The organism is Paenibacillus sp. FSL H8-0282 (genome assembly GCF_037963825.1).
Classification (GTDB): Bacteria; Bacillota; Bacilli; order Paenibacillales; family Paenibacillaceae; genus Paenibacillus_AQ; species Paenibacillus_AQ odorifer.
On the sequence record NZ_CP150146.1, the window covers coordinates 26,398 to 47,092 of the forward strand.

The 20,695-nt window shown below is 45.4% G+C and carries 20 protein-coding genes, 2 rRNA genes and 1 riboswitch; of the genes, 20 read left to right on the forward strand and 2 right to left on the reverse strand.

Translation table 11 applies throughout. The annotated features are described in order from the left end of the window. Window positions 1-135: 135 nt before the first annotated feature. The 3 genes from NST94_RS00105 (at window position 136) to NST94_RS00115 (ending at window position 3,977) form a co-directional block, all read left to right on the forward strand. Window positions 136-3,061: ribosomal RNA gene (locus NST94_RS00105) — 23S ribosomal RNA — on the forward strand. Window positions 3,062-3,188: 127 nt separating this feature from the next. Beyond that, window positions 3,189-3,305: ribosomal RNA gene (rrf, locus tag NST94_RS00110) — 5S ribosomal RNA — on the forward strand. Between the two features lie 258 nt (window positions 3,306-3,563). Further along, window positions 3,564-3,977, forward strand: coding sequence for a hypothetical protein (locus NST94_RS00115; RefSeq protein WP_036678856.1), 414 nt, complete (start codon window positions 3,564-3,566; stop codon window positions 3,975-3,977). A gap of 63 nt (window positions 3,978-4,040) precedes the next feature. Here NST94_RS00115 and NST94_RS00120 read toward each other — a convergent pair whose 3' ends face one another. Continuing rightward, complete coding sequence (locus NST94_RS00120) at window positions 4,041-4,565, reverse strand: hypothetical protein (protein WP_076130063.1); 525 nt, start codon at window positions 4,563-4,565, stop codon at window positions 4,041-4,043. Window positions 4,566-4,774: 209 nt separating this feature from the next. Between NST94_RS00120 and NST94_RS00125 the strand changes: the two genes are divergently transcribed. From NST94_RS00125 to rsmI, 10 genes are all read left to right on the forward strand, one after another. Beyond that, window positions 4,775-4,960 carry a sigma factor G inhibitor Gin gene (locus tag NST94_RS00125; RefSeq protein ID WP_036678851.1) on the forward strand — a complete coding sequence of 62 codons (186 nt, stop codon included), beginning with the start codon at window positions 4,775-4,777 and terminating at the stop codon, window positions 4,958-4,960. 208 nt (window positions 4,961-5,168) lie between these two features. Then, window positions 5,169-6,707: an aminotransferase class I/II-fold pyridoxal phosphate-dependent enzyme gene (locus tag NST94_RS00130; RefSeq protein ID WP_339281537.1), complete on the forward strand. Its 1,539-nt coding sequence runs from the start codon at window positions 5,169-5,171 to the stop codon at window positions 6,705-6,707. After that, a complete protein-coding gene (gene tmk / locus NST94_RS00135) occupies window positions 6,708-7,349 on the forward strand; it encodes a dTMP kinase (protein WP_036678846.1) in 642 nt (213 codons plus the stop codon). It begins immediately after the preceding gene. Window positions 7,350-7,475: 126 nt separating this feature from the next. Then, the gene (locus tag NST94_RS00140; RefSeq protein ID WP_036678844.1) at window positions 7,476-7,805 is read left to right on the forward strand and encodes a cyclic-di-AMP receptor; all 330 of its coding nucleotides are present in this window, start codon (window positions 7,476-7,478) and stop codon (window positions 7,803-7,805) included. A 51-nt stretch (window positions 7,806-7,856) separates the two neighbouring features. After that, window positions 7,857-8,300 carry a YaaR family protein gene (locus tag NST94_RS00145; protein WP_036678842.1) on the forward strand — a complete coding sequence of 148 codons (444 nt, stop codon included), beginning with the start codon at window positions 7,857-7,859 and terminating at the stop codon, window positions 8,298-8,300. Between the two features lie 17 nt (window positions 8,301-8,317). Then, entirely contained in the window at window positions 8,318-9,292 is a 975-nt protein-coding gene (holB, locus tag NST94_RS00150) for a DNA polymerase III subunit delta' (protein ID WP_076099912.1), read from the forward strand. A gap of 139 nt (window positions 9,293-9,431) precedes the next feature. After that, entirely contained in the window at window positions 9,432-10,232 is an 801-nt protein-coding gene (locus NST94_RS00155) for a stage 0 sporulation family protein (protein ID WP_036678838.1), read from the forward strand. 30 nt (window positions 10,233-10,262) lie between these two features. Next, complete coding sequence (gene yabA / locus NST94_RS00160; protein WP_036678835.1) at window positions 10,263-10,628, forward strand: DNA replication initiation control protein YabA; 366 nt, start codon at window positions 10,263-10,265, stop codon at window positions 10,626-10,628. Between the two features lie 109 nt (window positions 10,629-10,737). Continuing rightward, a complete protein-coding gene (locus NST94_RS00165; RefSeq protein ID WP_036678833.1) occupies window positions 10,738-11,511 on the forward strand; it encodes a tRNA1(Val) (adenine(37)-N6)-methyltransferase in 774 nt (257 codons plus the stop codon). Further along, window positions 11,508-12,419 (forward strand): 16S rRNA (cytidine(1402)-2'-O)-methyltransferase, encoded by a 912-nt coding sequence (gene rsmI / locus NST94_RS00170; protein ID WP_280753818.1) that lies wholly within the window; start codon window positions 11,508-11,510, stop codon window positions 12,417-12,419. Before NST94_RS00165 ends, rsmI begins: the two co-directional genes overlap by 4 nt. A gap of 418 nt (window positions 12,420-12,837) precedes the next feature. Here the strand turns inward: rsmI and NST94_RS00175 are convergent, their stop codons facing one another. Continuing rightward, entirely contained in the window at window positions 12,838-13,092 is a 255-nt protein-coding gene (locus NST94_RS00175; protein ID WP_036678829.1) for an AbrB/MazE/SpoVT family DNA-binding domain-containing protein, read from the reverse strand. A 295-nt stretch (window positions 13,093-13,387) separates the two neighbouring features. On the opposite strand from NST94_RS00175, the gene NST94_RS00180 reads away from it, so the two are divergent. The 7 genes from NST94_RS00180 to NST94_RS00210 all read left to right on the forward strand — a co-directional run bounded on the left by NST94_RS00180 (window position 13,388) and on the right by NST94_RS00210 (window position 20,602). Further along, window positions 13,388-14,671: an HD domain-containing protein gene (locus NST94_RS00180; protein ID WP_076186801.1), complete on the forward strand. Its 1,284-nt coding sequence runs from the start codon at window positions 13,388-13,390 to the stop codon at window positions 14,669-14,671. Between the two features lie 51 nt (window positions 14,672-14,722). Next, window positions 14,723-15,493 (forward strand): TatD family hydrolase, encoded by a 771-nt coding sequence (locus NST94_RS00185; RefSeq protein ID WP_036678823.1) that lies wholly within the window; start codon window positions 14,723-14,725, stop codon window positions 15,491-15,493. A gap of 198 nt (window positions 15,494-15,691) precedes the next feature. Beyond that, window positions 15,692-15,921, forward strand: a riboswitch (cyclic di-AMP (ydaO/yuaA leader). A 285-nt stretch (window positions 15,922-16,206) separates the two neighbouring features. After that, on the forward strand, window positions 16,207-17,373 hold the full coding sequence (locus NST94_RS00190; RefSeq protein WP_076105834.1) for a 3D domain-containing protein: 1,167 nt from the start codon (window positions 16,207-16,209) through the stop codon (window positions 17,371-17,373). Between the two features lie 176 nt (window positions 17,374-17,549). After that, a complete protein-coding gene (gene rnmV, locus NST94_RS00195) occupies window positions 17,550-18,101 on the forward strand; it encodes a ribonuclease M5 (RefSeq protein ID WP_036678817.1) in 552 nt (183 codons plus the stop codon). Beyond that, a complete protein-coding gene (gene rsmA, locus NST94_RS00200; protein ID WP_076138498.1) occupies window positions 18,098-18,982 on the forward strand; it encodes a 16S rRNA (adenine(1518)-N(6)/adenine(1519)-N(6))-dimethyltransferase RsmA in 885 nt (294 codons plus the stop codon). The genes rnmV and rsmA overlap by 4 nt, the downstream gene beginning before the upstream one ends. 165 nt (window positions 18,983-19,147) lie before the next feature. After that, window positions 19,148-20,050, forward strand: coding sequence for a sporulation peptidase YabG (gene yabG, locus NST94_RS00205; RefSeq protein WP_036678813.1), 903 nt, complete (start codon window positions 19,148-19,150; stop codon window positions 20,048-20,050). Between the two features lie 276 nt (window positions 20,051-20,326). After that, a complete protein-coding gene (locus NST94_RS00210) occupies window positions 20,327-20,602 on the forward strand; it encodes a Veg family protein (RefSeq protein WP_019914493.1) in 276 nt (91 codons plus the stop codon). Window positions 20,603-20,695: the final 93 nt, after the last annotated feature.

Genomic DNA, 20,695 nt, shown 5'->3' on the forward strand with positions numbered 1-20,695 from the left:
CTTGAAAACTGGATACCGAAACGAATTTGCGTTTTAGAACATCTTTTAGCAACTTGTGCAAACAAGTAAATGTTATTAGTGAGATGATTCCAAAAGAGAATGTCATCGTATGATATTTTCCTACGGAAAAATCAAGGTTAAGCTAATAAGAGCACACGGAGGATGCCTAGGCGCCAGGAGCCGACGAAGGACGTGGCGAACAACGAAACTGCCTCGGGGAGCTGTAAGCAAGCTTTGATCCGGGGGTGTCCGAATGGGGAAACCCAGCTGTGGTAATTCGCAGTTACTCATACCTGAATACATAGGGTGTGTAGAGGCAGACCAGGGGAACTGAAACATCTAAGTACCCTGAGGAAGAGAAAACAATAGTGATTCCGTCAGTAGCGGCGAGCGAACGCGGAACAGCCTAAACCTAAGAGCTTGCTCTTAGGGGTTGTGGGACGTCTCACATGGAGTTACAAAGGAATATGGTAGGTGAAGAGGTCTGGAAAGGCCCGCGATAGAGGTAAAAGCCCTGTAACCTAAACTGTGTTCTCTCCGAGACGGATCCCGAGTAGTGCGGGGCACGTGAAACCCCGTATGAATCCAGCAGGACCATCTGCTAAGGCTAAATACTACCTGGCGACCGATAGTGAAACAGTACCGTGAGGGAAAGGTGAAAAGCACCCCGGAAGGGGAGTGAAATAGAACCTGAAACCGTGTGCTTACAAAAAGTCAGAGCCCGATCTATGGGTGATGGCGTGCCTTTTGTAGAATGAACCGGCGAGTTACGTTTAACATGCAAGGTTAAGCCGAGAAGGTGGAGCCGCAGCGAAAGCGAGTCTGAATAGGGCGAATTAGTATGTGGACGTAGACCCGAAACCGTGTGATCTACCCCTGTCCAGGGTGAAGGTGCGGTAACACGCACTGGAGGCCCGAACCCACGTACGTTGAAAAGTGCGGGGATGAGGTGGGGGTAGCGGAGAAATTCCAATCGAACTCGGAGATAGCTGGTTCTCCCCGAAATAGCTTTAGGGCTAGCCTCGGTATAAGAGTAGTGGAGGTAGAGCACTGATTGGGTGCGGGGTCCGCAAGGATTACCAAGCTCAGTCAAACTCCGAATGCCATATACTTATTGCCGGGAGTCAGACAGTGAGTGCTAAGATCCATTGTCAAAAGGGAAACAGCCCAGACCATCAGCTAAGGTCCCCAAGTGTGTGTTAAGTGGGAAAGGATGTGGAGTTGCACAGACAACCAGGATGTTGGCTTAGAAGCAGCCACCATTGAAAGAGTGCGTAATAGCTCACTGGTCGAGTGACTCTGCGCCGAAAATGTAACGGGGCTAAACACACCACCGAAGCTATGGCTAGATGCTTTGCATCTGGGGTAGGGGAGCGTTGTGTAGGGGTTGAAGGTGTACTGAAAAGAGCGCTGGACACTACACAAGTGAGAATGCCGGTATGAGTAACGAAAAGATCAGTGAGAATCTGATCCGCCGAAAGCCCAAGGTTTCCTGAGGAAGGCTCGTCCGCTCAGGGTAAGTCGGGACCTAAGGCGAGGCCGAAAGGCGTAGTCGAAGGACAACAGTTTGAAATTACTGTACCACCGTAATCCGCTATGAGCGATGGGGTGACGCAGGAGGGTAGTGACGCGGACTGATGGATGTCCGTCTAAGCAGTGAGGCTGATGTGTAGGCAAATCCGCACATCATTAAGGCTGGGCTGTGATGGGGAGCGAAAATTATAGTAGCGAAGGTCATGATCTCACACTGCCAAGAAAAGCCTCTAGCCAGGAGAAGGTGCCCGTACCGCAAACCGACACAGGTAGGCGAGAAGAGAATTCTAAGGCGCGCGGAAGAACTCTCGTTAAGGAACTCGGCAAAATGACCCCGTAACTTCGGGAGAAGGGGTGCCCCGGTAGTGTGAATAGCACGAGGGGGCCGCAGTGAAAAGGCCCAAGCGACTGTTTAGCAAAAACACAGGTCTGTGCGAAGCCGCAAGGCGAAGTATACGGGCTGACGCCTGCCCGGTGCTGGAAGGTTAAGGGGAGTGGTTAGGGGTAACCCGAAGCTATGAACCGAAGCCCCAGTAAACGGCGGCCGTAACTATAACGGTCCTAAGGTAGCGAAATTCCTTGTCAGGTAAATTCTGACCCGCACGAATGGCGTAACGACTTGGGCGCTGTCTCAACGAGAGATCCGGTGAAATTTTAATACCTGTGAAGATGCAGGTTACCCGCGACAAGACGGAAAGACCCCATGGAGCTTTACTGCAGCTTGATATTGAATTTGGGTACGATCTGTACAGGATAGGTGGGAGCCGTAGAAATCGGAGCGCAAGCTTCGGTGGAGGCGCCGTTGGGATACCACCCTGATCGTATCTAGGTTCTAACCTAGTACCCTTACCGGGTACGGGGACCGTGTCAGGCGGGCAGTTTGACTGGGGCGGTCGCCTCCTAAAGAGTAACGGAGGCGTTCCAAGGTTCCCTCAGAATGGTTGGAAATCATTCGCAGAGTGCAAAGGCATAAGGGAGCTTGACTGCGAGACCTACAAGTCGAGCAGGGACGAAAGTCGGACTTAGTGATCCGGTGGTACCGCATGGAAGGGCCATCGCTCAACGGATAAAAGCTACCCTGGGGATAACAGGCTTATCTCCCCCAAGAGTCCACATCGACGGGGAGGTTTGGCACCTCGATGTCGGCTCATCGCATCCTGGGGCTGAAGTAGGTCCCAAGGGTTGGGCTGTTCGCCCATTAAAGCGGTACGCGAGCTGGGTTCAGAACGTCGTGAGACAGTTCGGTCCCTATCTGTCGTGGGCGCAGGAAATTTGAGAGGAGCTGTCCTTAGTACGAGAGGACCGGGATGGACGTACCGCTGGTGCACCAGTTGTTCCGCCAGGAGCATGGCTGGGTAGCTACGTACGGACGGGATAAGCGCTGAAAGCATCTAAGCGTGAAGCCCCCCTCAAGATGAGATTTCCCAATTAGTAAGACCCCTTGAAGACGACGAGGTAGATAGGTTGGAGGTGGAAGTGCAGCAATGCATGGAGCTGACCAATACTAATCGGTCGAGGGCTTATCCTATACGTAGAATGCAGATTTGTTTCGGATTCAGTTTTCAGGCATCAAGCCTGTAACACGCTTAGAAATTCATTCTCACTTCTGTGATGAACCGAATTTCACGCGGCAGCGTCTGTTTCATAGACGCATGTTTGGTGGCGATAGCGGAGGGGTTCCACGCGTACCCATCCCGAACACGACCGTTAAGCCCTCCAGCGCCGATGGTACTTGGACCGAAGGGTCCTGGGAGAGTAGGACGTTGCCAAGCACATTAAGCCATTGTTGATTTATCAGCAGTGGCTTTTTTGTTTTTTTTGGACAAGAGTGTTGTTTGAAGGGGAGTACAACATCTGAAGGGGCAGTAATTGAGTGACATTTTTGTTACCGACGCTGAGGTCGATACAAGTATAATAGATAAGTGCAAATAATAAGCAACATCTCTAATACGAAGGAACTACTCATAAATTCTAACTTTGAATTTTCTTGTGTCTTTAGATGCATTGTGGAGGTAAGGAGGATTTAAGGCATGAAACAAACAAGAATTATTAAGATATTAATTTTTTCGTGTATAGTAGCTTTAATACTGGCAGGCTGCGGTACGAAAGCGCCCAGCTGGGATGCTTTTGAGGGTGCGCTAAACGAGAAAAATTTCCCTGTGCCCCAAGAGGCGTACTCACCAGACCAGACTACGACAAACGTTGCTATGGATTATGTGCGTTATTCTTTACCTGGATTAAAGGAGAAGAACGGCATCCCAGAGGAGTATATGGATACTATTAAGGCCTGGGGATGGGTTGAACAGGAAGAGGAGAATACCGATTCATCTGGTGTTTTTCAGAAGGATGGAGTAACGGTTCATTTAACAGTGCATGATGATTATTTTATAGTTATGATCCCTAAAGAAAAGAAGGCCTTAATTAAAGGTCTTAAGACAAAATAAATAATCGCCGTCCTTTATGGATGGCGATTATTTATTTATATGCGAATACAGATTAATCGTAATCTATTGAGAGTAATAGGAGGCATCGGTTGGATTAAACTTAAGCATGCCTTCCTTGTTGCGTTGATTTATTTTGAACAGTGTATAGAGACGGGGCAATAAAAGCCACAAGTGGCAAATAATCAGGGATACTGTAAATGCCGGTGGTGACCAAAAAATAAAGAGAGCTGCGATACAAAGACCAATATAAAAATTATGTAACTGTACTTTACGGAAAATGCGGTAACTAATGTGTTGATCTGGCATGAAGCCAAGCCACGGGATTTTAAATGAGATGGACCATCTTTTTGAAATAGGATGCCCGGAGATTAGAAGTACTGAGCGTGAAATAACATATTGAACCCAGAACATAACCGGAGCAGCTATAATTAAGTAGAGAATACTCCACCAAGAAAGAAAGACTGTCTCGAGCACAAGGACCAAAAGAGGGAGCAAAATATAAACACGCAGCAGAGGTGCCGTTAGATTAATTTTTTTGATTAATTTATATTGATAGAATGTAGCAGCGCCTTTGGTGTTGGGTTCCATATAAAATAGACTAACCTCCTCACAGATTCATATGTTCTTAATATCGGCGAATGAAAGCATTTTATTAAACTATGGGCGAATATTCACCGATATAGGGGCAGCGGAATATATATAATACACGAAACGAAGGATATGAAAAAACTATGAAAAGGTTTAAAATGATAGAAGGTGTATCATACTGTTCTTAAAAGAGTCAAGGTGGGATGGTTATGGAACAGCAAACCGGGCAAGCTTGTATCATTTGTGGGCAGGAAAAAGAAGAAGGTATTGTGATTGTCTCGCATTTTATTTGTGAGGATTGTGAGGCAGAAATGATCCGTACCGAGGCAGAAGATGCTAAGTACCGTTTTTTTATTGGCCAGATGAAGAAGATCGGATTGCAAAAGAACGCTTAAGTAGAGCAACTCTGTTAATTGATGCGGATAAGAGAGCAGTCTGGATGAAAGATATAAGGGCTGCATTAGAGATATTCATATACGGCTTCCTCGTTGTTTAAGCGGGGGGAGCCGTTTTGCTGTTCAGTCAGATGCTTTTATGAGGAAACATAGGAGTTTCTGAATATTTACGTTAAAATAGAAGGAACCCTATGGGAAGGAATTTAATATGAATAAATTACAACGATGTAGGGCACCTGTATACGAAATGCTGGAGCAATATAGAATTGTGGGTAATATATCTTATCATGTGCCAGGACATAAAAATGGAGCGGCATATGACGGCGTAGAAGGCGCTGGGTTTCTAGATGAGGTCATGAAGTACGATGTTACGGAGATTACCGGCACGGATGATCTTCATCATCCTGAGGGAGTCATTAAGGAAGCACAGGAATTGGCTGCGGATTGCTTTGGAGCAGAGGAGAGTTTTTTTCTAGTTGGCGGAAGTACGGCGGGTAACCTGGCGCTGATTCTAACGGCTTGCCCCGAGCCAGGAATGGTTCTGATTCTTCAACGAAATGTGCATAAATCAGTGATTCATGGTCTTATGTTAGCTGGAGTGAGGGCTGTTTTCGTCGAACCGCTGATTGATCCACTCAGCGGCTTGGCAGTAGCGCCGGCGGCAGAAGCTGTTGAGGCTGCACTTGCAGCCTATCCGGAAGCCGCCGCTGTATTTGTCACCATGCCCAATTACTACGGCATGGGCAGTGACCTTGCGCCCCTCGCGCGTATTTGCCACGACAGCGGTGTACCGCTGCTTGTCGATGAAGCGCATGGGGCGCATTACGGGCAGCACCCGGCACTGCCTGCCGGGGCGCTTGCTTGTGGCGCAGACGGCGTAGTGCAGTCCACGCACAAGATGCTCACTGCGATGACCATGGGCGCTATGCTGCATGTTCAAGGGCAGCGGCTCGACCGCGCCCTGCTCTCGCAGCGGCTCGCCATGGTGCAGAGCTCCAGCCCATCATATCCTATGATGGCGTCGCTTGATCTTGCCCGGCGGCTGCTGCACAGCCGGGGCAGCGAGGCTTTCACGGCGGGGCTGGCCGCCGTGGATGTCCTGCGGCGCGGCCTTGCCGAGCTGCCGCGCTATGGATTGGTGCAGCCGGCAGAGCCGCTGCACGACGGTACGCCGCTGCATAAGGCGGCGTACGAGACGCAGGACCCCTTCAAAGTCGTCATTTATGACGCCACCGGGGTCCTAGGCGGTTTCGAGCTGCAGCGCAGGCTCGAGGCTAAGGGCTGTGTGCCGGAGATGAGTGACGACCGGCACGTAGTGCTGCTGTTCAGCCTCGGTTCGAAGGCTGAAGATGCAGCAAGGTTATTGCAGGCGCTGGGGGAAATAGAGTCGGAGGATACATCCGAATCACCGCACACCGCTGGCATTTTAGAATCTCAAAATATTTCCACGTGGAACAATTTGAATGTTTTACAAATCTCGGTACCCGTTCCCTTCTCTTTGAAGCCGGTGTCAGCCAATGAGGTAGAAAGTATTAATCTTGAACACAGCGTGGGGAGAGTAGCTGCAGAAATGGTAATTCCCTATCCACCAGGCATTCCATTATTATATCCGGGTGAGGTCATCACAGATCAGATACAGCAAAGACTGACTGGTTTAGCTTATGGAGGCGCGAAGTTCCAGGCTTGTGCTGATCCGGTCTTACAGCGTATTAAGGTATACAACATTCAGAAGGGCGGAGAAGTATAAGTGGGCAAAGAAGGTTTCTTCATAACATTAGAAGGGGGCGAAGGCTCCGGAAAAACAACGGTACTGGGCAGAGTAGCAGCATATTTGCAGAATCGGTCCATGCCCTATCGAATTACACGTGAACCTGGAGGCATAGAAATCGCCGAAAAAATTCGCTCTATTATTCTGGATCCTGCCCATACTGCAATGGATGCACGTACAGAGGCATTGCTGTACGCTGCATCAAGAAGCCAACATCTCGCTGAAGTAGTAGAGCCAGCTCTTAGAGAAGGGCTTACAGTCCTCTGTGACCGCTTTGTAGACAGCAGTCTCGTTTATCAAGGACATGCAAGAGGATTAGGTATGGAAGAGGTGTGGAGTATTAACCGTTTTGCTATTGGAAATCGCATGCCCGATCTAACCTTTTATCTGGATGTAGACCCTGAGATTGGATTATCACGGATTGCGGCCAATCAAGATCGCGAAGTCAATCGTCTGGATATGGAGAGTCTTGCCTTTCATCAGAAGGTTCGTGAAGGTTATCATTTATTAATTAAGGCGAATCCGGAGAGAATAGTAGTTCTTGATGCAAACCGCCCTATTCATCTGGTAGAACAAGATATCGTGAGAACTCTTGAAGAGAGAGTATTAAAGGGTTTTTAGGGTGTTTTGTCTAATATAATAAGAGAAGTGGCATATAACTAAGCGTTTGCTTATGAAGTGAGGTTACTACTAAGAACACATTAAGTAGTAATACTCCATAAAACTTTTTTGGGAGGGAATGCGAAGATGAAGTTGATCATTGCAATTATCCAGGATAAAGACAGTAACCGGTTATCCAGTGAGCTAGTAAAAGCCAATTTCCGTGCTACCAAACTCGCAAGTACAGGTGGATTTCTGCGGGCGGGAAATACGACATTTATGATTGGGGTAGAAGACAGTCAGATCGAAGCTGTATTGAACGTTATCCGTAACAGCTGTAAAGTGCGTGAACAACTAGTCACTCCAGTAACTCCGATGAGTGGCACGACGGATTCCTATTTACCGCTCCCTGTTGAAGTACAGGTCGGTGGCGCTACTGTATTCGTGCTTCCTGTAGATCGTTTCGAACATTATTAAGTATAATATAAATGAGTAAGTCATTTACAAAAAAGGGGCGGTAGATAACCTTTGAAGATCAATCCGGGATATAGGCCCTTAAAGAGTGAGCTTCCAAATGCAGAAGGGGCTAATAAGCCTGTTCAGCAGAAATCGTTCTCTGACGTTTTTCAGCAGCAAGGTGAACAGAAAACCAAAGATGAACTAAACCGCCAGATCAAAGAAATACAGTCACAAGGCGACCGTTTATCTAAGTCTATGACCATTCGTGAACTCACCATTTACCGGATGATGATCAAAAGGTTTCTGGAAGAAACCGCTCGTAGAGGCGTTATACTGAAAGAGACACGTGGATGGGATAGACGTGGGCGGGGTAAGCGTTACAAGCTGCTTGAGGAAATTGATGCGGCTTTGCTATCTATGGCAGACGATCTGCTGAATAGTGAGCAGGGCCGAATAGATCTGTTGGGACGTGTTGGAGAAATTCGTGGGTTGTTAATCAACCTTTCTTTTTAAAGTTTTGGGAGGAAATTATGCCTTTTCATGATATAGTAGGCCAGGAGCATGCTAAACGGCTACTCCAAAATGCCTTGCGCAAGGATGCTGTGAGCCATGCTTATTTATTTACAGGACCAGCAGGCAGTGGACAAATGAAGACGGCGCTGATGTTTGCCCAAGCAATTTTTTGCACGGAAAGCAAGGATGACGCCTGTGGCGAATGTCTAGAGTGCCGAAAGGTTGAGCATGGAAACCATCCTGATTTGTCATTGCTGCAGCCCGACGGTGCAAGCATAAAAATAGACCAGATCCGTGAGCTGCAGCGTGTCTTTTCCTATCGATCTGAGGGTGTGAATCCAAAGGTTTATATTATAGATGGGGCAGACAAAATGACGGTACAAGCTGCCAATAGTTTGTTGAAGTTTCTGGAAGAACCGCCAGCTCCGGCAGTGGGAATCCTAATATCTGATAATAGTCGTTCTTTATTGCCGACGATTCAGTCACGGACTCAGCGGATCCCATTTAGTCCGTTAAATCCGGATATTATGCTTCAAGCGCTAGCAAGTGAGGGTGTGCCGATCCCCTTAGCTCGATGTGCAGTATCACTCAGTTCGGGACTTGATGGTTGCAGGGAACTTTTGGAACAGAATTGGTTTGCAGAAATGAGAAATCTAGTGTTACAATTAGCTAAGGAGTCCTTAAGCAAGGGCAGCTCCACGGTAGCAACTGCCGGGCAGAAGCTGTTCAAGACTGGGCTCGCTGAACATTTGGATATCCTTTTCAGCATGTTCCATCTATGGTTTAAAGATATGCTCTACTTCCTGTACCGCAAGCACGAAAGTATCGTTTTTATAGATCAGTTAGACTTTATTTCCAGGCATGCCCGTGGGCGCAGTGCGGAACAATGGGTGGCTTATATGGGATATGCTGCAGAGAGTACTAAGAAGCTGCGTTCCAATGCCAATGCCCAGTTGTGTCTGGAGCAGTTCTTAATCCGACTGGAAAGTTAAAGGATTAGCAATGATATATCCTCCGGATGTCGCTTTACCTGGAAGTATCGTTTTAACAGACGAGGAAGGACAAGCATGGATCATCAGGGAGCGGACATGCCCATAGGTTCCTTTTACCGGCAAACAAGGGGGTTAATTTTTGTACAGCGTAGTAGGTGTCCGTTTTAAAAAAGCGGGTAAAATATATTATTTTGATCCACTTGATTTTCCGATTGAACGAGATCAATGTGTTATTGTTGAGACAGCACGTGGGGTGGAATACGGTAAGGTTGTCGTAGGCAAAAAAGAGGTGGAGGAGTCCGATGTTGTACTACCCCTCAAAAAAGTGATGCGTATTGCCGGAGAAACCGACGCACGCGTTGTTGAGGAGAACAAAAGCGCCGCTAAGGAGGCTTTTACCACCTGTTTAAATAAAATACGCGACCACGGTCTCAAAATGAAGCTCGTAGATGTAGAGTTTACTTTTGACCGTAATAAGATTATATTTTACTTTACGGCTGAAGGACGCGTTGACTTTAGAGAATTGGTTAAGGATCTGGCAAGTATTTTTCGGACCCGCATTGAGCTTCGGCAAATTGGGGTACGTGATGAAGCTAAGATGCTAGGTGGACTTGGACCTTGTGGACGAGTGCTTTGCTGCTCCTCTTGGTTAGGGGATTTTGAACCCGTATCCATAAAAATGGCCAAGGATCAGAACCTTTCACTTAATCCGACGAAGATTTCCGGACTTTGTGGACGTCTGATGTGTTGTTTGAAATTTGAGCATGACAATTATGAGAGTGTAAAGGAAGAAATGCCAGCGGTCGGCAAGATTGTCGTGACCTCATTGGGGGATGGCAAAGTAGTAGGAATCAATGCCGGAAACCGTACGGTTCATGTACAGTTGTTTGAAGTGGGCAAAGTTAAGGAACTTCCAATGGATGATGTTGTCGTCAAGTAAACCATATAAGGTTACTTTCGGGGTGGAAACTTGGAGAAGAAAAATATATTTGCACACATGCAGGATATGGAAGCGCAGATGGAAACGATGCGCGCCAATCTTGGAGAATGGAAACAGACGGTAAAAGAACTGATGGAAGCTAACCAGAGGTTAACTCTGGAGAATGAACAGCTTCGCAAAATTTTAAAGCGGGATGCACCTTTGGATCCTACCGTAGATTCTGCGGAGGCGGAAGCTCTTTTAGCTACCGGAGAGGGAACAGAAGAGGTTGTCGGGGAAGGTTATGACAACTTGGCTCGACTTTACCACGAAGGCTTTCACATCTGTAATGTTTATTTTGGACATTTACGCACGGAAGGTGACTGTCTGTTCTGTCTTTCTTTTCTTAATAAATGAGGATATCCAGCCGTAGGAGATTAATCCTACGGTTTTTTTTGAATTTTAGCCAATAGGCATATGCCTTTGAAACAAGTTTTTCTCATCAAAACCTTTAGGAGATTATTACATGACGAATTCTTTTAATGATATATCTGTCCCCTTGTTACCGACGGAGCGGGTGGATGATTTACTAACACATGACCTGCGCATTATTCAAAGTGATGAAGTATTTAGTTTTTCTATGGATGCTGTATTGCTTGCTCGTTTCGCCAGTGTTCCGCCACGTGGAAGAGTTCTAGATCTTTGTACGGGAAATGGTGTAATACCGATTTTAATGACTACCCGGACAAAAGCTTCTATAGAAGGCATTGAAATACAACCTCGTTTAGCTGATATGGCTCGTCGTAGCGTGGCTCTAAATGGCCTTCAGGATCAGGTTGTAATTCATGAAGGTGATTTGCGCGAGTTATATACTACCGCAGGACATGGGGTGTATGATGCAATAACGGTAAACCCTCCTTATATGCCGCTTAATGGCAGTGATCTGAAGCTGAACAACCATCAAGCTATGGCTCGCCATGAGATAGGCTGTACACTGGAGGAGGTCATTCAGGCTTGTGTGCGATTGGTTCGGACGGGCGGAAAGGTAAGTATGGTTCATAAACCACAACGGTTGGTTGATATTATCAGTCTTATGAGACAATATAGACTCGAGCCAAAGATTATTCGGTTTGTACATCCACGTGCCCATCTGGAGGCAAATATGGTATTAATCGAAGCCGCACGTGATGGAAAGCCTGAGGTTCGTTTACAACCACCGCTCATCGTATATAATGAGGACAATCAATACTGTCCAGAGATTATGGACATCTACTATGGTGCTAAAGAGGGTAAATCATGATGATATCATGCCAAAGCAGTTTTCAAAACAAGACTAATACCAGTACTCAGGAGACAACAGGGTCGCTTTTTCTGGTGGCTACACCTATCGGTAATCTGGAGGATATGACCTATCGTGCAGTCCGCACATTACAGGAATGTGATATTATTGCCGCGGAAGATACGAGACAGACCCGAAAATTACTCAGCCACTTTGAGATTTCACCTTCGATGTTGTTTAGTTATCATGAGCATAATAAGGCCGCCAGTGGACCTGAGCTTGTACGCTATATAATAGAAGGAAAAAATTTGGCACTCGTCAGCGATGCCGGTTTACCAGCGATTTCTGACCCTGGAGCGGATCTTGTAGCCCTTGCTATAAGTCATGGAATTCCGGTGATTCCTATCCCTGGAGCTAACGCAGCGTTGTCAGCTTTGATCGCTTCTGGTCTATCTACGAATACGTTCACCTTTATCGGCTTTCTTCCCCGAGAGCGTAAGGACATCCGAGCAGTATTAAGTCCACTTCGTTCGGCTCAAGGCACTTTGTTGTTCTACGAATCTCCCCATCGCGTAGTTAAGACACTTGCTCATCTTCAAGAAGCATTCGGTAATCGCCAGATTGTGTTGGCACGTGAATTAACGAAAAGATATGAGGAGTTTCTACGCGGTTCGATTGAGGAATGTACACTATGGCTGGCTGAACATCCTCCGCTAGGCGAATATGTTATTGTCGTAGAAGGGGAGAGCAAGGAAGATGCAGAAATCGCAGAATCGGCGTGGTGGCGTCAGTTAAGCATTGAAGATCATGTAGCTCATTACGAAGCACAGGATGTACCACGGAAAGAGGCTATGAAAAAAGCGGCATCAGACCGGGGTGTAGCCAAACGGGATATTTATAATGCGTTGCTTGATAGAGCAGAAGAGTAAGTGTTATAGACGAATTCCTAGAATAACTAAGGATTTTCGGAGCCGTTTCGAGCTTGAATGATTTATCTGCGGGTTAATGTATTTTGTACAGTTATTTTTGAATTTTTTTATGTATTTGTTCGTTTAGTTGTACTTCATACAGTTATAAAGGTGGAAAGGATTGATTTCACGGAGATATAGGAAATATAAGTGTATAAAATACAATTAATTCGTTTAATGGTAAAAAGCATTTAAAATAACTGTAAGAAATACAACTAAGTATTACTAGTTCCGTCTTGAAGCACATTGCCCTTAGGGAGGGGATAACCAGGAGGGCAAACCCAGACATAAAAAATACCTCCCGCGGTCACGGGAGGTCAAGGAGATATGAAAAGGTTAGAATTAACAATTTGATTAGTTCTATTATATACTATTTAATTTAGTTTGTCACAGGGGTAGGGATGGAAGATATGCATTCATGACAAACTATTTTTCCTTTAAAGTAAGTTACGTTCTCAGCGTTGCCACAGAAAATGCAGGCAGGCTCATACTTTTTAAGCATAATCCGTTCGCCATCAACGTAAATTTCCAGTGCGTCCTTTTCGCCAATGCCAAGTGTACGGCGTAATTCAATAGGAATAACAACCCGTCCAAGTTCGTCTACTTTTCTTACAATTCCTGTTGATTTCATCATAACAATCGTTACTCCTCTCAATGTTCCAAAAACGTCATTATTCGACATTGTTCACTGTTTTATGATACTTATAATACCAACGATTCCCAAATCAGTCAACCTTTTTTCATAGGCTGAATAAGAAAATTTCCATAAGAACTTTGAATGTCCCTATAAAAATTAAGAATTACCCTGAAAGCATTTTGTCGATTTACCAAGACCAAAAATGATACTTTTCGACAAAGTACGACATAATTACTTATTATATACTGATATTAGTTAAAATCATATTAAATTATTAGAAGGAGTTGATCTCATGAAGCAGCCGCTCACGGAAGAAAAAGTTTTCAAGGATCCCGTTCATAATTATATTCACGTACAGGATACGATTATTTGGCGACTAATTAATACAAAAGAATTTCAGCGTTTACGCCGGATTCGCCAGTTAGGTACCTCATATCTCACTTTTCATGGTGCAGAGCATAGTCGTTTTTCTCATTCTTTAGGAGTATATGAAATTACACGCAGAATCATTTCGCAATTTGAGCGCAGCGGGTATAAGGATTGGATTCCAGAAGAAAGTTTGCTTACTTTGTGTGCGGCTTTGCTGCATGATTTAGGGCATGGCCCATTTTCACATTCTATAGAAGAAGCTTTTGAAATGAACCATGAGGATTGGACCTGCCGGATTATTTTGGAGGACACGGAGATTACCGAAATATTGCGTGATGTGGAGGAAGATTTTCCTCGTAAAGTAGCCTCAGTTATCTCTAAGACATATGAGCATGAAATTGTTGTCAATTTGGTTTCCAGTCCACTGGATGCTGATCGTATGGATTATTTGCTGCGTGATGCGTACTATACAGGTGTAAACTATGGAACCATCGATATTGATCGGATTTTGAGAATGCTTCGTCCTTATAATGGGCGGATTGTAGTAAAAGAATCAGGTATGCACGCCATTGAAGATTATTTAATGTCGCGTTATCAAATGTACTGGCAGGTATATTTTCATCCGGTGACGCGCAGCTCTGAAATTATTTTGCGTCAAATCTTCCGTAGAGCTAAAGAGTTGTTCCAAGAGGGATACAAATTTCGCTTTATGATCGCTCCGCTGGAAGATCTCTTTCGAGGAGAAGTAACAGTGAAGCAATATTTAATGCTTGATGAGGCACTGGTACAGACTGCTTTTATGCAATGGACCCTTGAAGAAGATGAGTTATTAAGCGACTTGTGTACCCGTTTTATTCATCGTAAACTGTATAAATATGTAGAGATCGAGAATTTGGATACAGATATGATTACGGAAATCCGCAGCAGTTTTGCGGGAGCGGGACTTAACCCAGAATATGACTTAGAGATTGATTATCCGACAGATTTGCCTTATGATGTGTTCCGTCCAGGAGCAGCCTTCGACAATAATCAAATTTTACTGCTTGATCGGAATGAGCAATTGCGGGAAATTTCAGAGGTATCGGATATTGTGCGCTCAATAAGCGGGATTCATCGTGGCAGATATCACCTATATTTCCCACAGGATAAGCTGAAAAAAGCCCTTACACGGTTGCCCTCTTCTGTAGCAGAGATTTTTGCAAAATAATACAAATATTTATGGAACTATTGATAAAAACAACAAGGAGTGAGCTTTAAAATGTATCTGTTCGACACTCATACACATTTAGATGCGCCTCAATTCGACGAGGATCGCGAGGAAGTTATAGCTCGTGCAGTAGAGGCCGGAGTTAGCAAGATGATCAATATTGGATTTAATCGGGAAACGATCCCTTCAACGATGAAGCTGGCTGAATCTTATGATTATATTTATGCAGCGGTGGGCTGGCATCCACAGGATGCGATTGATATGAAAGAGGGGGACCTCGATTGGATCGCCTCTCTTTGCAGCCATGAGAAAGTGGTGGCCATCGGAGAGATTGGGTTGGATTATTATTGGGATACCTCTCCCAAGGATGTGCAGCAGGAGGTCTTCCGCAAACAAATTGGACTAGCCCGTGAACTAAAAATGCCAATTTGCATACATGACCGTGATGCCCATGAAGATGTCGTACGGATTTTACGGGAGGAAAAAGCAAATGAAATTGGTGGCGTAATGCATTCTTTCTCAGGCAGCTGGGAAACCGCAAAAATGTGTCTAGATCTAGGATTTCATTTGTCATTTGGAGGACCGATCACGTTCAAAAATGCCAGAGTGCCTAAAGAGGTGCTTGCACAGACGCCATTGGACCGATTATTGATCGAAACAGACGCTCCATATTTGACTCCACACCCCTTCCGAGGCAAGCGAAATGAGAGTGCTCATGTGAAGTTAGTAGCAGAGGCTGCGGCTGAAATTAAAGGGTTAACATGGGAAGAATTGGCTAAAATTACGTATGCGAACGCACTGGAACGATTTGGGATTGTCTGAAAACAGGAGTAAAACGGGTGAAAAATAGAGAATGGCCGATATATTAAACTTTTTTAATATAAAAACGGCTGATTATTACAATATTTTAACCATATATTTGCGTAAACGTGGTTGAATCGTCCTTTACAACATGCATCAAAACAGGATATCATCTTTTCAGTGATGTGAGCTGTTGTTATTGTGACAGCCATTGATTCATGGATCGTCTCGCTGAGTCTCCGTATGGAGAACGGGGGAACCAATATTGAACTGCCGCATGCCTGTATCTTGAATACGACTAGGAATTGCCGCAGAACAATATTTGATTTCTTCACGTGGTCTTTGGGGTGAATTTAAGGGCAACCGCCGTGAGCGGGTGACCTGAAATAGGGCGTCTCTCTTTCGTCCGAACCCGACAGCTAACCCCGTAAGCGCAAGTAAGAGAGGCAACCTCGTGCACAAACATTCCCGCGTATTCTGACATCGGAGAAGCCACGAAAGAGTCCTCAAGAGAACTCTTTTTAGGCTTCTTTATTTTTGAATAAACTGAATGTTGCCCGCATACTGTTATATAACAGGTGTGGGAGTAGCTGTGCCGAGCAGGCGATCCATGAGCAGGAGACGCTAAGTTAATACGTGCGTATCCTGTGACAATCTCAAATAGTTTCGTCAAAGAAATTCAGTCCTCATGATATACAAATTGACGACGAGGCTATGTAAGGAGGATGGAGAGAATGGGCTTATTCCAACCAGAGGTATCCCATGATTCGCAGTCATCCAGCAGGTCTTTCGCATTACGGTGGGAGCAAGTAAATACTCGCGTACTTTTACTTGCAGGTGTGATTTCAATCGCAATCGCGCTGTTAATTCTGCTGTACGTACACGGTCAAAGTAATAAACAATTAGTTTTAGTAATAGACGGGCAAACACAGACACTTGAAACGCGAGAAGCACTTCTTGGTGATGTGTTGGAGAAAGAGCAAATTTCGCTGCAGCCGCATGATGAATTATCTTTAGGTCTGAGTGATGAAATAAAAGACGGTGACCGTGTCGTTATCAATCGTGCGCAGAAATTTAGCCTTACTGCGGACGGAGCAACAAAAACGTTATATACGACCGAAGACACTATCGGTCAAGCGATTGACAAACTGGGTATCAACCTAGAAGGCTATGACAAGATTTTTCCTTCGTTAGACACCACCATCTCTGCTGACATGGAGATTAAGATCGTTCGTATCAACAAGCAAACGGTACAGCGAACAACTAACTTACCTTTCCGTGTTATTAAGACAGCAGATCCCTCCCTTACTGTGGGAACAGTTAGAGTGGCACAGGCAGGCAAACCAGGCGTCATGGTTCAGCATATTGAAAAGATCTATCAAGACGGAGAACTGGCCTCTATGCGCATGATCGGCAAGGAAGTACAAACGGTAACAAAAGATAAGATCATTGCCGTTGGTACTAAAGCACTTCCTAAGCCTACTGTAGTTGCTAAAGCTACAACAACTTCCAAATCAAGCACTACCTCCAAAACGACTAAAGTTAGCGCTAAGACTAAGAACGTCACAAGCAAGGCTGGCGTAGACTTTGAGTACAAGAAGATGATTAAGAACGTCTCCATGACAGCTTATTCGTCAGAAGAGCCAGGGATAGGTACTAAAACTGCCTCCGGAACACGCGTAACGGAAGGTCGTACAATTGCAGTAGATCCGAATGTAATTCCTATTGGCTGGTGGGTTTATATCGATGGGCTTGGATTCCGCCGTGCAGAGGATACTGGCGGTGCCATTAAAGGCAATAAAGTGGATGTCTATTATGATTCCCTGAGCCATGCTCGTAATTTCGGCCGTAAATCACGTACTGTTTATGTGATTGGACCTGTGAAACCAGAGCTTAACTAGAACTGAAGCTTTTGCAAAAAATCCTTTGATAAGCTATAGTGATGATAACCGTTAAGGAACGCTGGATGATCATTTCGTTGATCGCAGAGCAACCGCTCATCACTTATACATTCTTTAACCAAAAGAAGAGGAGCGAATCCTCTTCTTTTTGCTTTTTTTGGAAGGAGTCAAGAAATATGATTAAGGAATTAATCGTCGTTGAAGGCAAAAGCGATACCGTAGCCATTAAGCGTGCTGTAGAAGCGGATACCATTGAGACAGGCGGCTCTGCTGTAAACCGGACTGTAATTGCTAAGATCGCGCTTGCTATGGAACGTAGAGGGGTTATTATTCTTACGGACCCGGACCATGCTGGGGAGCGAATTCGTAAAATCGTTTCAGCGAAGGTGCCGGGCTGCAAGCATGCTTTTATTCCAGAGAAGGACGCAACTCGAAAAGGGGATATCGGTGTAGAGAATGCATCGCCAGAGGCGATTCGTCATGCGCTGCGTAATGTACATACCTCTTTTGAAGGAGCACCTGCTTTGATTGGTATTGATGATCTTATGGCCGCTGGAATGCTTGTACACCCTCGGGCTGCTGAAAGACGTATGGCGCTTGGTAATTTGCTTGGAATCGGATATTGTAACGGCAAACAGCTGTACAAGCGGCTGGCGATGTTTGGGATTACGCGGGAGGAATTTGCCGGGGCTCTCGCCCAAATTGATCAGGGAGGCATTACTTCATGAGTGGTAGAGAGGAAATTTCGACTCCAAAACGGACCAAAGAGATTATTCAACGTTATGGATTCAAGTTCAAGAAAAGCCTGGGACAGAATTTTTTGATTGATCAAAATATTTTGGACAAGATTGTAGACGCTGCTGGACTAGATAGCGATTCTGGGGCGCTGGAGATCGGGCCGGGAATTGGAGCGCTGACGGAGCGTCTGGCACTAACAGCGGGTGCTGTAACTGCCGTAGAGATTGACCGTAGACTGATTCCAATATTAAAAGACGTACTTTCCCCCTATCCCCATGTTAAGGTTCGTAACGATGATGTCCTCAATGTGAACTTGCAGGAAATGTTCAAGGAAGATTTCACCACTGTGAACAAGGTCAGTGTGGTTGCTAACCTGCCTTATTATGTGACTACTCCGATTCTGATGAAGCTGCTCGAAGAGAAGCTTCCCCTTGATAACATCGTTGTAATGATTCAGAAGGAGGTTGCGGAGCGTATGGCTGCATCTCCAGGTGGAAAGGAATACGGAAGTCTTAGCATTGCCGTGCAGTACTACAGCGAGCCTGAGCTCGTCTGTATCGTGCCACGTACGGTATTCATCCCTCAACCTAATGTGGAGTCTGCTGTTATCCGTCTGAAGGTTAGAGAGCATCCTCCGGTAAAGGTGGAGAGTGAGAAGCATTTCTTTGAAGTGGTTCACGCTTCTTTCACACAGCGCCGCAAGACGATTGCTAACAATCTGAAGGCTCGTTACTTCCCTGAACAAGGACGTGAGCAGCTGGAGGCTTTACTCGCAGAAGCGGGTATTGAACCGACCCGTCGCGGAGAAACACTCAGTCTTGAAGAATACGCCCGCTTAAGCAGTGTTTTGCTAGCCGCTGGAATTGAATAAGCAATAAGAAACGGTTGTTGTCTTAAAGGACGACAACCGTTTCTCGTAGAAATATAAGGATGTTATTTTGGTGGAGCATTATACATTCTTATATTTTAAAAATATGGCGAGTTATGAACCAACTGAGGCCTTTGCCCATACGATGGGGTAGAGGTGGTGGTTGTAATGAATTTAGGAGACTTGGTCGTTCGCAAATCTTATGGCGGTGATTTAACATTTCGTGTAGATAATATCGTGCAGGATAGAGCCGTCATTAAAGGCACAGATTTCCGCCTGTTGGCGGATTCTCCTCTGGATGACCTGGTTCAAGTGCCTCCTACCCGAATAACGGAACGGGGACAGCAAGCACAGATCAAAGCGAAGGAATCACTGACACAGCTGCGGAAGGACCGTCAGGAGCAAAGTCAGCGGAGCGGGGGAACCCTAACAGAGGGGACATGGGCTCCACCGTCCAAGGAAGCTCCTTATTTTGAAGTGCCAGGTAAAGTACTGCATCTGGATGGCGATCCGGCATATTTGAATAAGAGCCTTAGCTTATACGAGCAGCTGCGGATTCCCGCTGAAGGGCATCATGTTCATGAATCTGCAATGGCTGATACGTTATACCGGCTGTTGCCCCGTGTACGCCCAGATATTGTAGTGATCACTGGTCATGATGGGGTACTGAAGCAACAGCATACTTACGATCTGTATAGTCTGAATAGCTATAAAAATTCGCAAAACTTTATAGCTGCTATTAGGGTAGCTAGGGAGTATGAGCGGAATTTTGATGCGTTGACTATTGTTGCCGGTGCTTGTCAATCTCATTTCGAGGCCTTACTTGGAGCTGGAGCTAATTTTGCCAGTTCACCTGGTCGAATTTTGATCCATGCTCTGGATCCCGTGTATGTAGCAGCAAAATCATCCTTTACTTCCATCAGGGATACTGTAAATCTTAGCGATGTTCTGAATAATACCATCAGCGGCAATCAGGGTATTGGTGGTGTTGAGACCCGTGGCAGCTTCCGCATCGGAATGCCGCGACTGCAGAATCTGTCGGCGCTAAAAGTGACACCATCAGCCATTTAAGCGGCAGAGATAGGTCTATGGTGTCAGGAATATAGGTAATTTGAATGGGCTGAATAGAATATCCGAAAGAAAGGGTGAGCGCTGAGCTTAACCCTTTCTTTTTTTCTTTGTAATGCCTATATTACAGATAACAAGGATATTAGTCCGGCGCTGATTTCTCGCAAAAAAATTCCGTTGACAACGAAATATGCATCAACTATAATTAATTATTTATTTGCTTTGACATTGTCCTGAAAAAGTTGTATAATGGACAAGAAAAGAGGTGGTCGTCAGGTAATGGCTAATAACGCGCTGTTGGAAATCAAACGCAGTCTTGAAGCTCACGTCGGTCATAAGATCACATTGCGTGCAAACGGAGGTCGTCGTAAAACCGTTGAACGCACAGGTGTCCTGGAAGAAACGTACCCTTCTGTATTTATTGTCAAACTGGATCAGGAGCAGCAAACTTTTAAGCGAGTCTCCTATAGCTATGCCGATATACTTACTGAATCTGTGGAAATCACAGTTTGTGAAGACGATGGGCAGATGCGGATTATGTATATTAAAGCTTAATGTTTCACGAACAGTCTCCCTTGGAGGCTGTTTTTTGTTTGCGTTTTTTGGGACAAATATTTGGTGCATGATCCGTGTGCTAAGCAAGCATAC

Coding starts and splice junctions, on each gene's coding strand:
- NST94_RS00115 (WP_036678856.1), top strand. CDS start 3,564: ATGAAACAAACAAGAATTATTAAGATATTAATTTTTTCGTGTATAGTA.
- NST94_RS00120 (WP_076130063.1), bottom strand. CDS start 4,565: ATGGAACCCAACACCAAAGGCGCTGCTACATTCTATCAATATAAATTA.
- NST94_RS00125 (WP_036678851.1), top strand. CDS start 4,775: ATGGAACAGCAAACCGGGCAAGCTTGTATCATTTGTGGGCAGGAAAAA.
- NST94_RS00130 (WP_339281537.1), top strand. CDS start 5,169: ATGAATAAATTACAACGATGTAGGGCACCTGTATACGAAATGCTGGAG.
- NST94_RS00140 (WP_036678844.1), top strand. CDS start 7,476: ATGAAGTTGATCATTGCAATTATCCAGGATAAAGACAGTAACCGGTTA.
- holB (WP_076099912.1), top strand. CDS start 8,318: ATGCCTTTTCATGATATAGTAGGCCAGGAGCATGCTAAACGGCTACTC.
- NST94_RS00165 (WP_036678833.1), top strand. CDS start 10,738: ATGACGAATTCTTTTAATGATATATCTGTCCCCTTGTTACCGACGGAG.
- rsmI (WP_280753818.1), top strand. CDS start 11,508: ATGATGATATCATGCCAAAGCAGTTTTCAAAACAAGACTAATACCAGT.
- NST94_RS00175 (WP_036678829.1), bottom strand. CDS start 13,092: ATGATGAAATCAACAGGAATTGTAAGAAAAGTAGACGAACTTGGACGG.
- NST94_RS00180 (WP_076186801.1), top strand. CDS start 13,388: ATGAAGCAGCCGCTCACGGAAGAAAAAGTTTTCAAGGATCCCGTTCAT.
- NST94_RS00185 (WP_036678823.1), top strand. CDS start 14,723: ATGTATCTGTTCGACACTCATACACATTTAGATGCGCCTCAATTCGAC.
- NST94_RS00190 (WP_076105834.1), top strand. CDS start 16,207: ATGGGCTTATTCCAACCAGAGGTATCCCATGATTCGCAGTCATCCAGC.
- rnmV (WP_036678817.1), top strand. CDS start 17,550: ATGATTAAGGAATTAATCGTCGTTGAAGGCAAAAGCGATACCGTAGCC.
- rsmA (WP_076138498.1), top strand. CDS start 18,098: ATGAGTGGTAGAGAGGAAATTTCGACTCCAAAACGGACCAAAGAGATT.
- yabG (WP_036678813.1), top strand. CDS start 19,148: ATGAATTTAGGAGACTTGGTCGTTCGCAAATCTTATGGCGGTGATTTA.
- NST94_RS00210 (WP_019914493.1), top strand. CDS start 20,327: ATGGCTAATAACGCGCTGTTGGAAATCAAACGCAGTCTTGAAGCTCAC.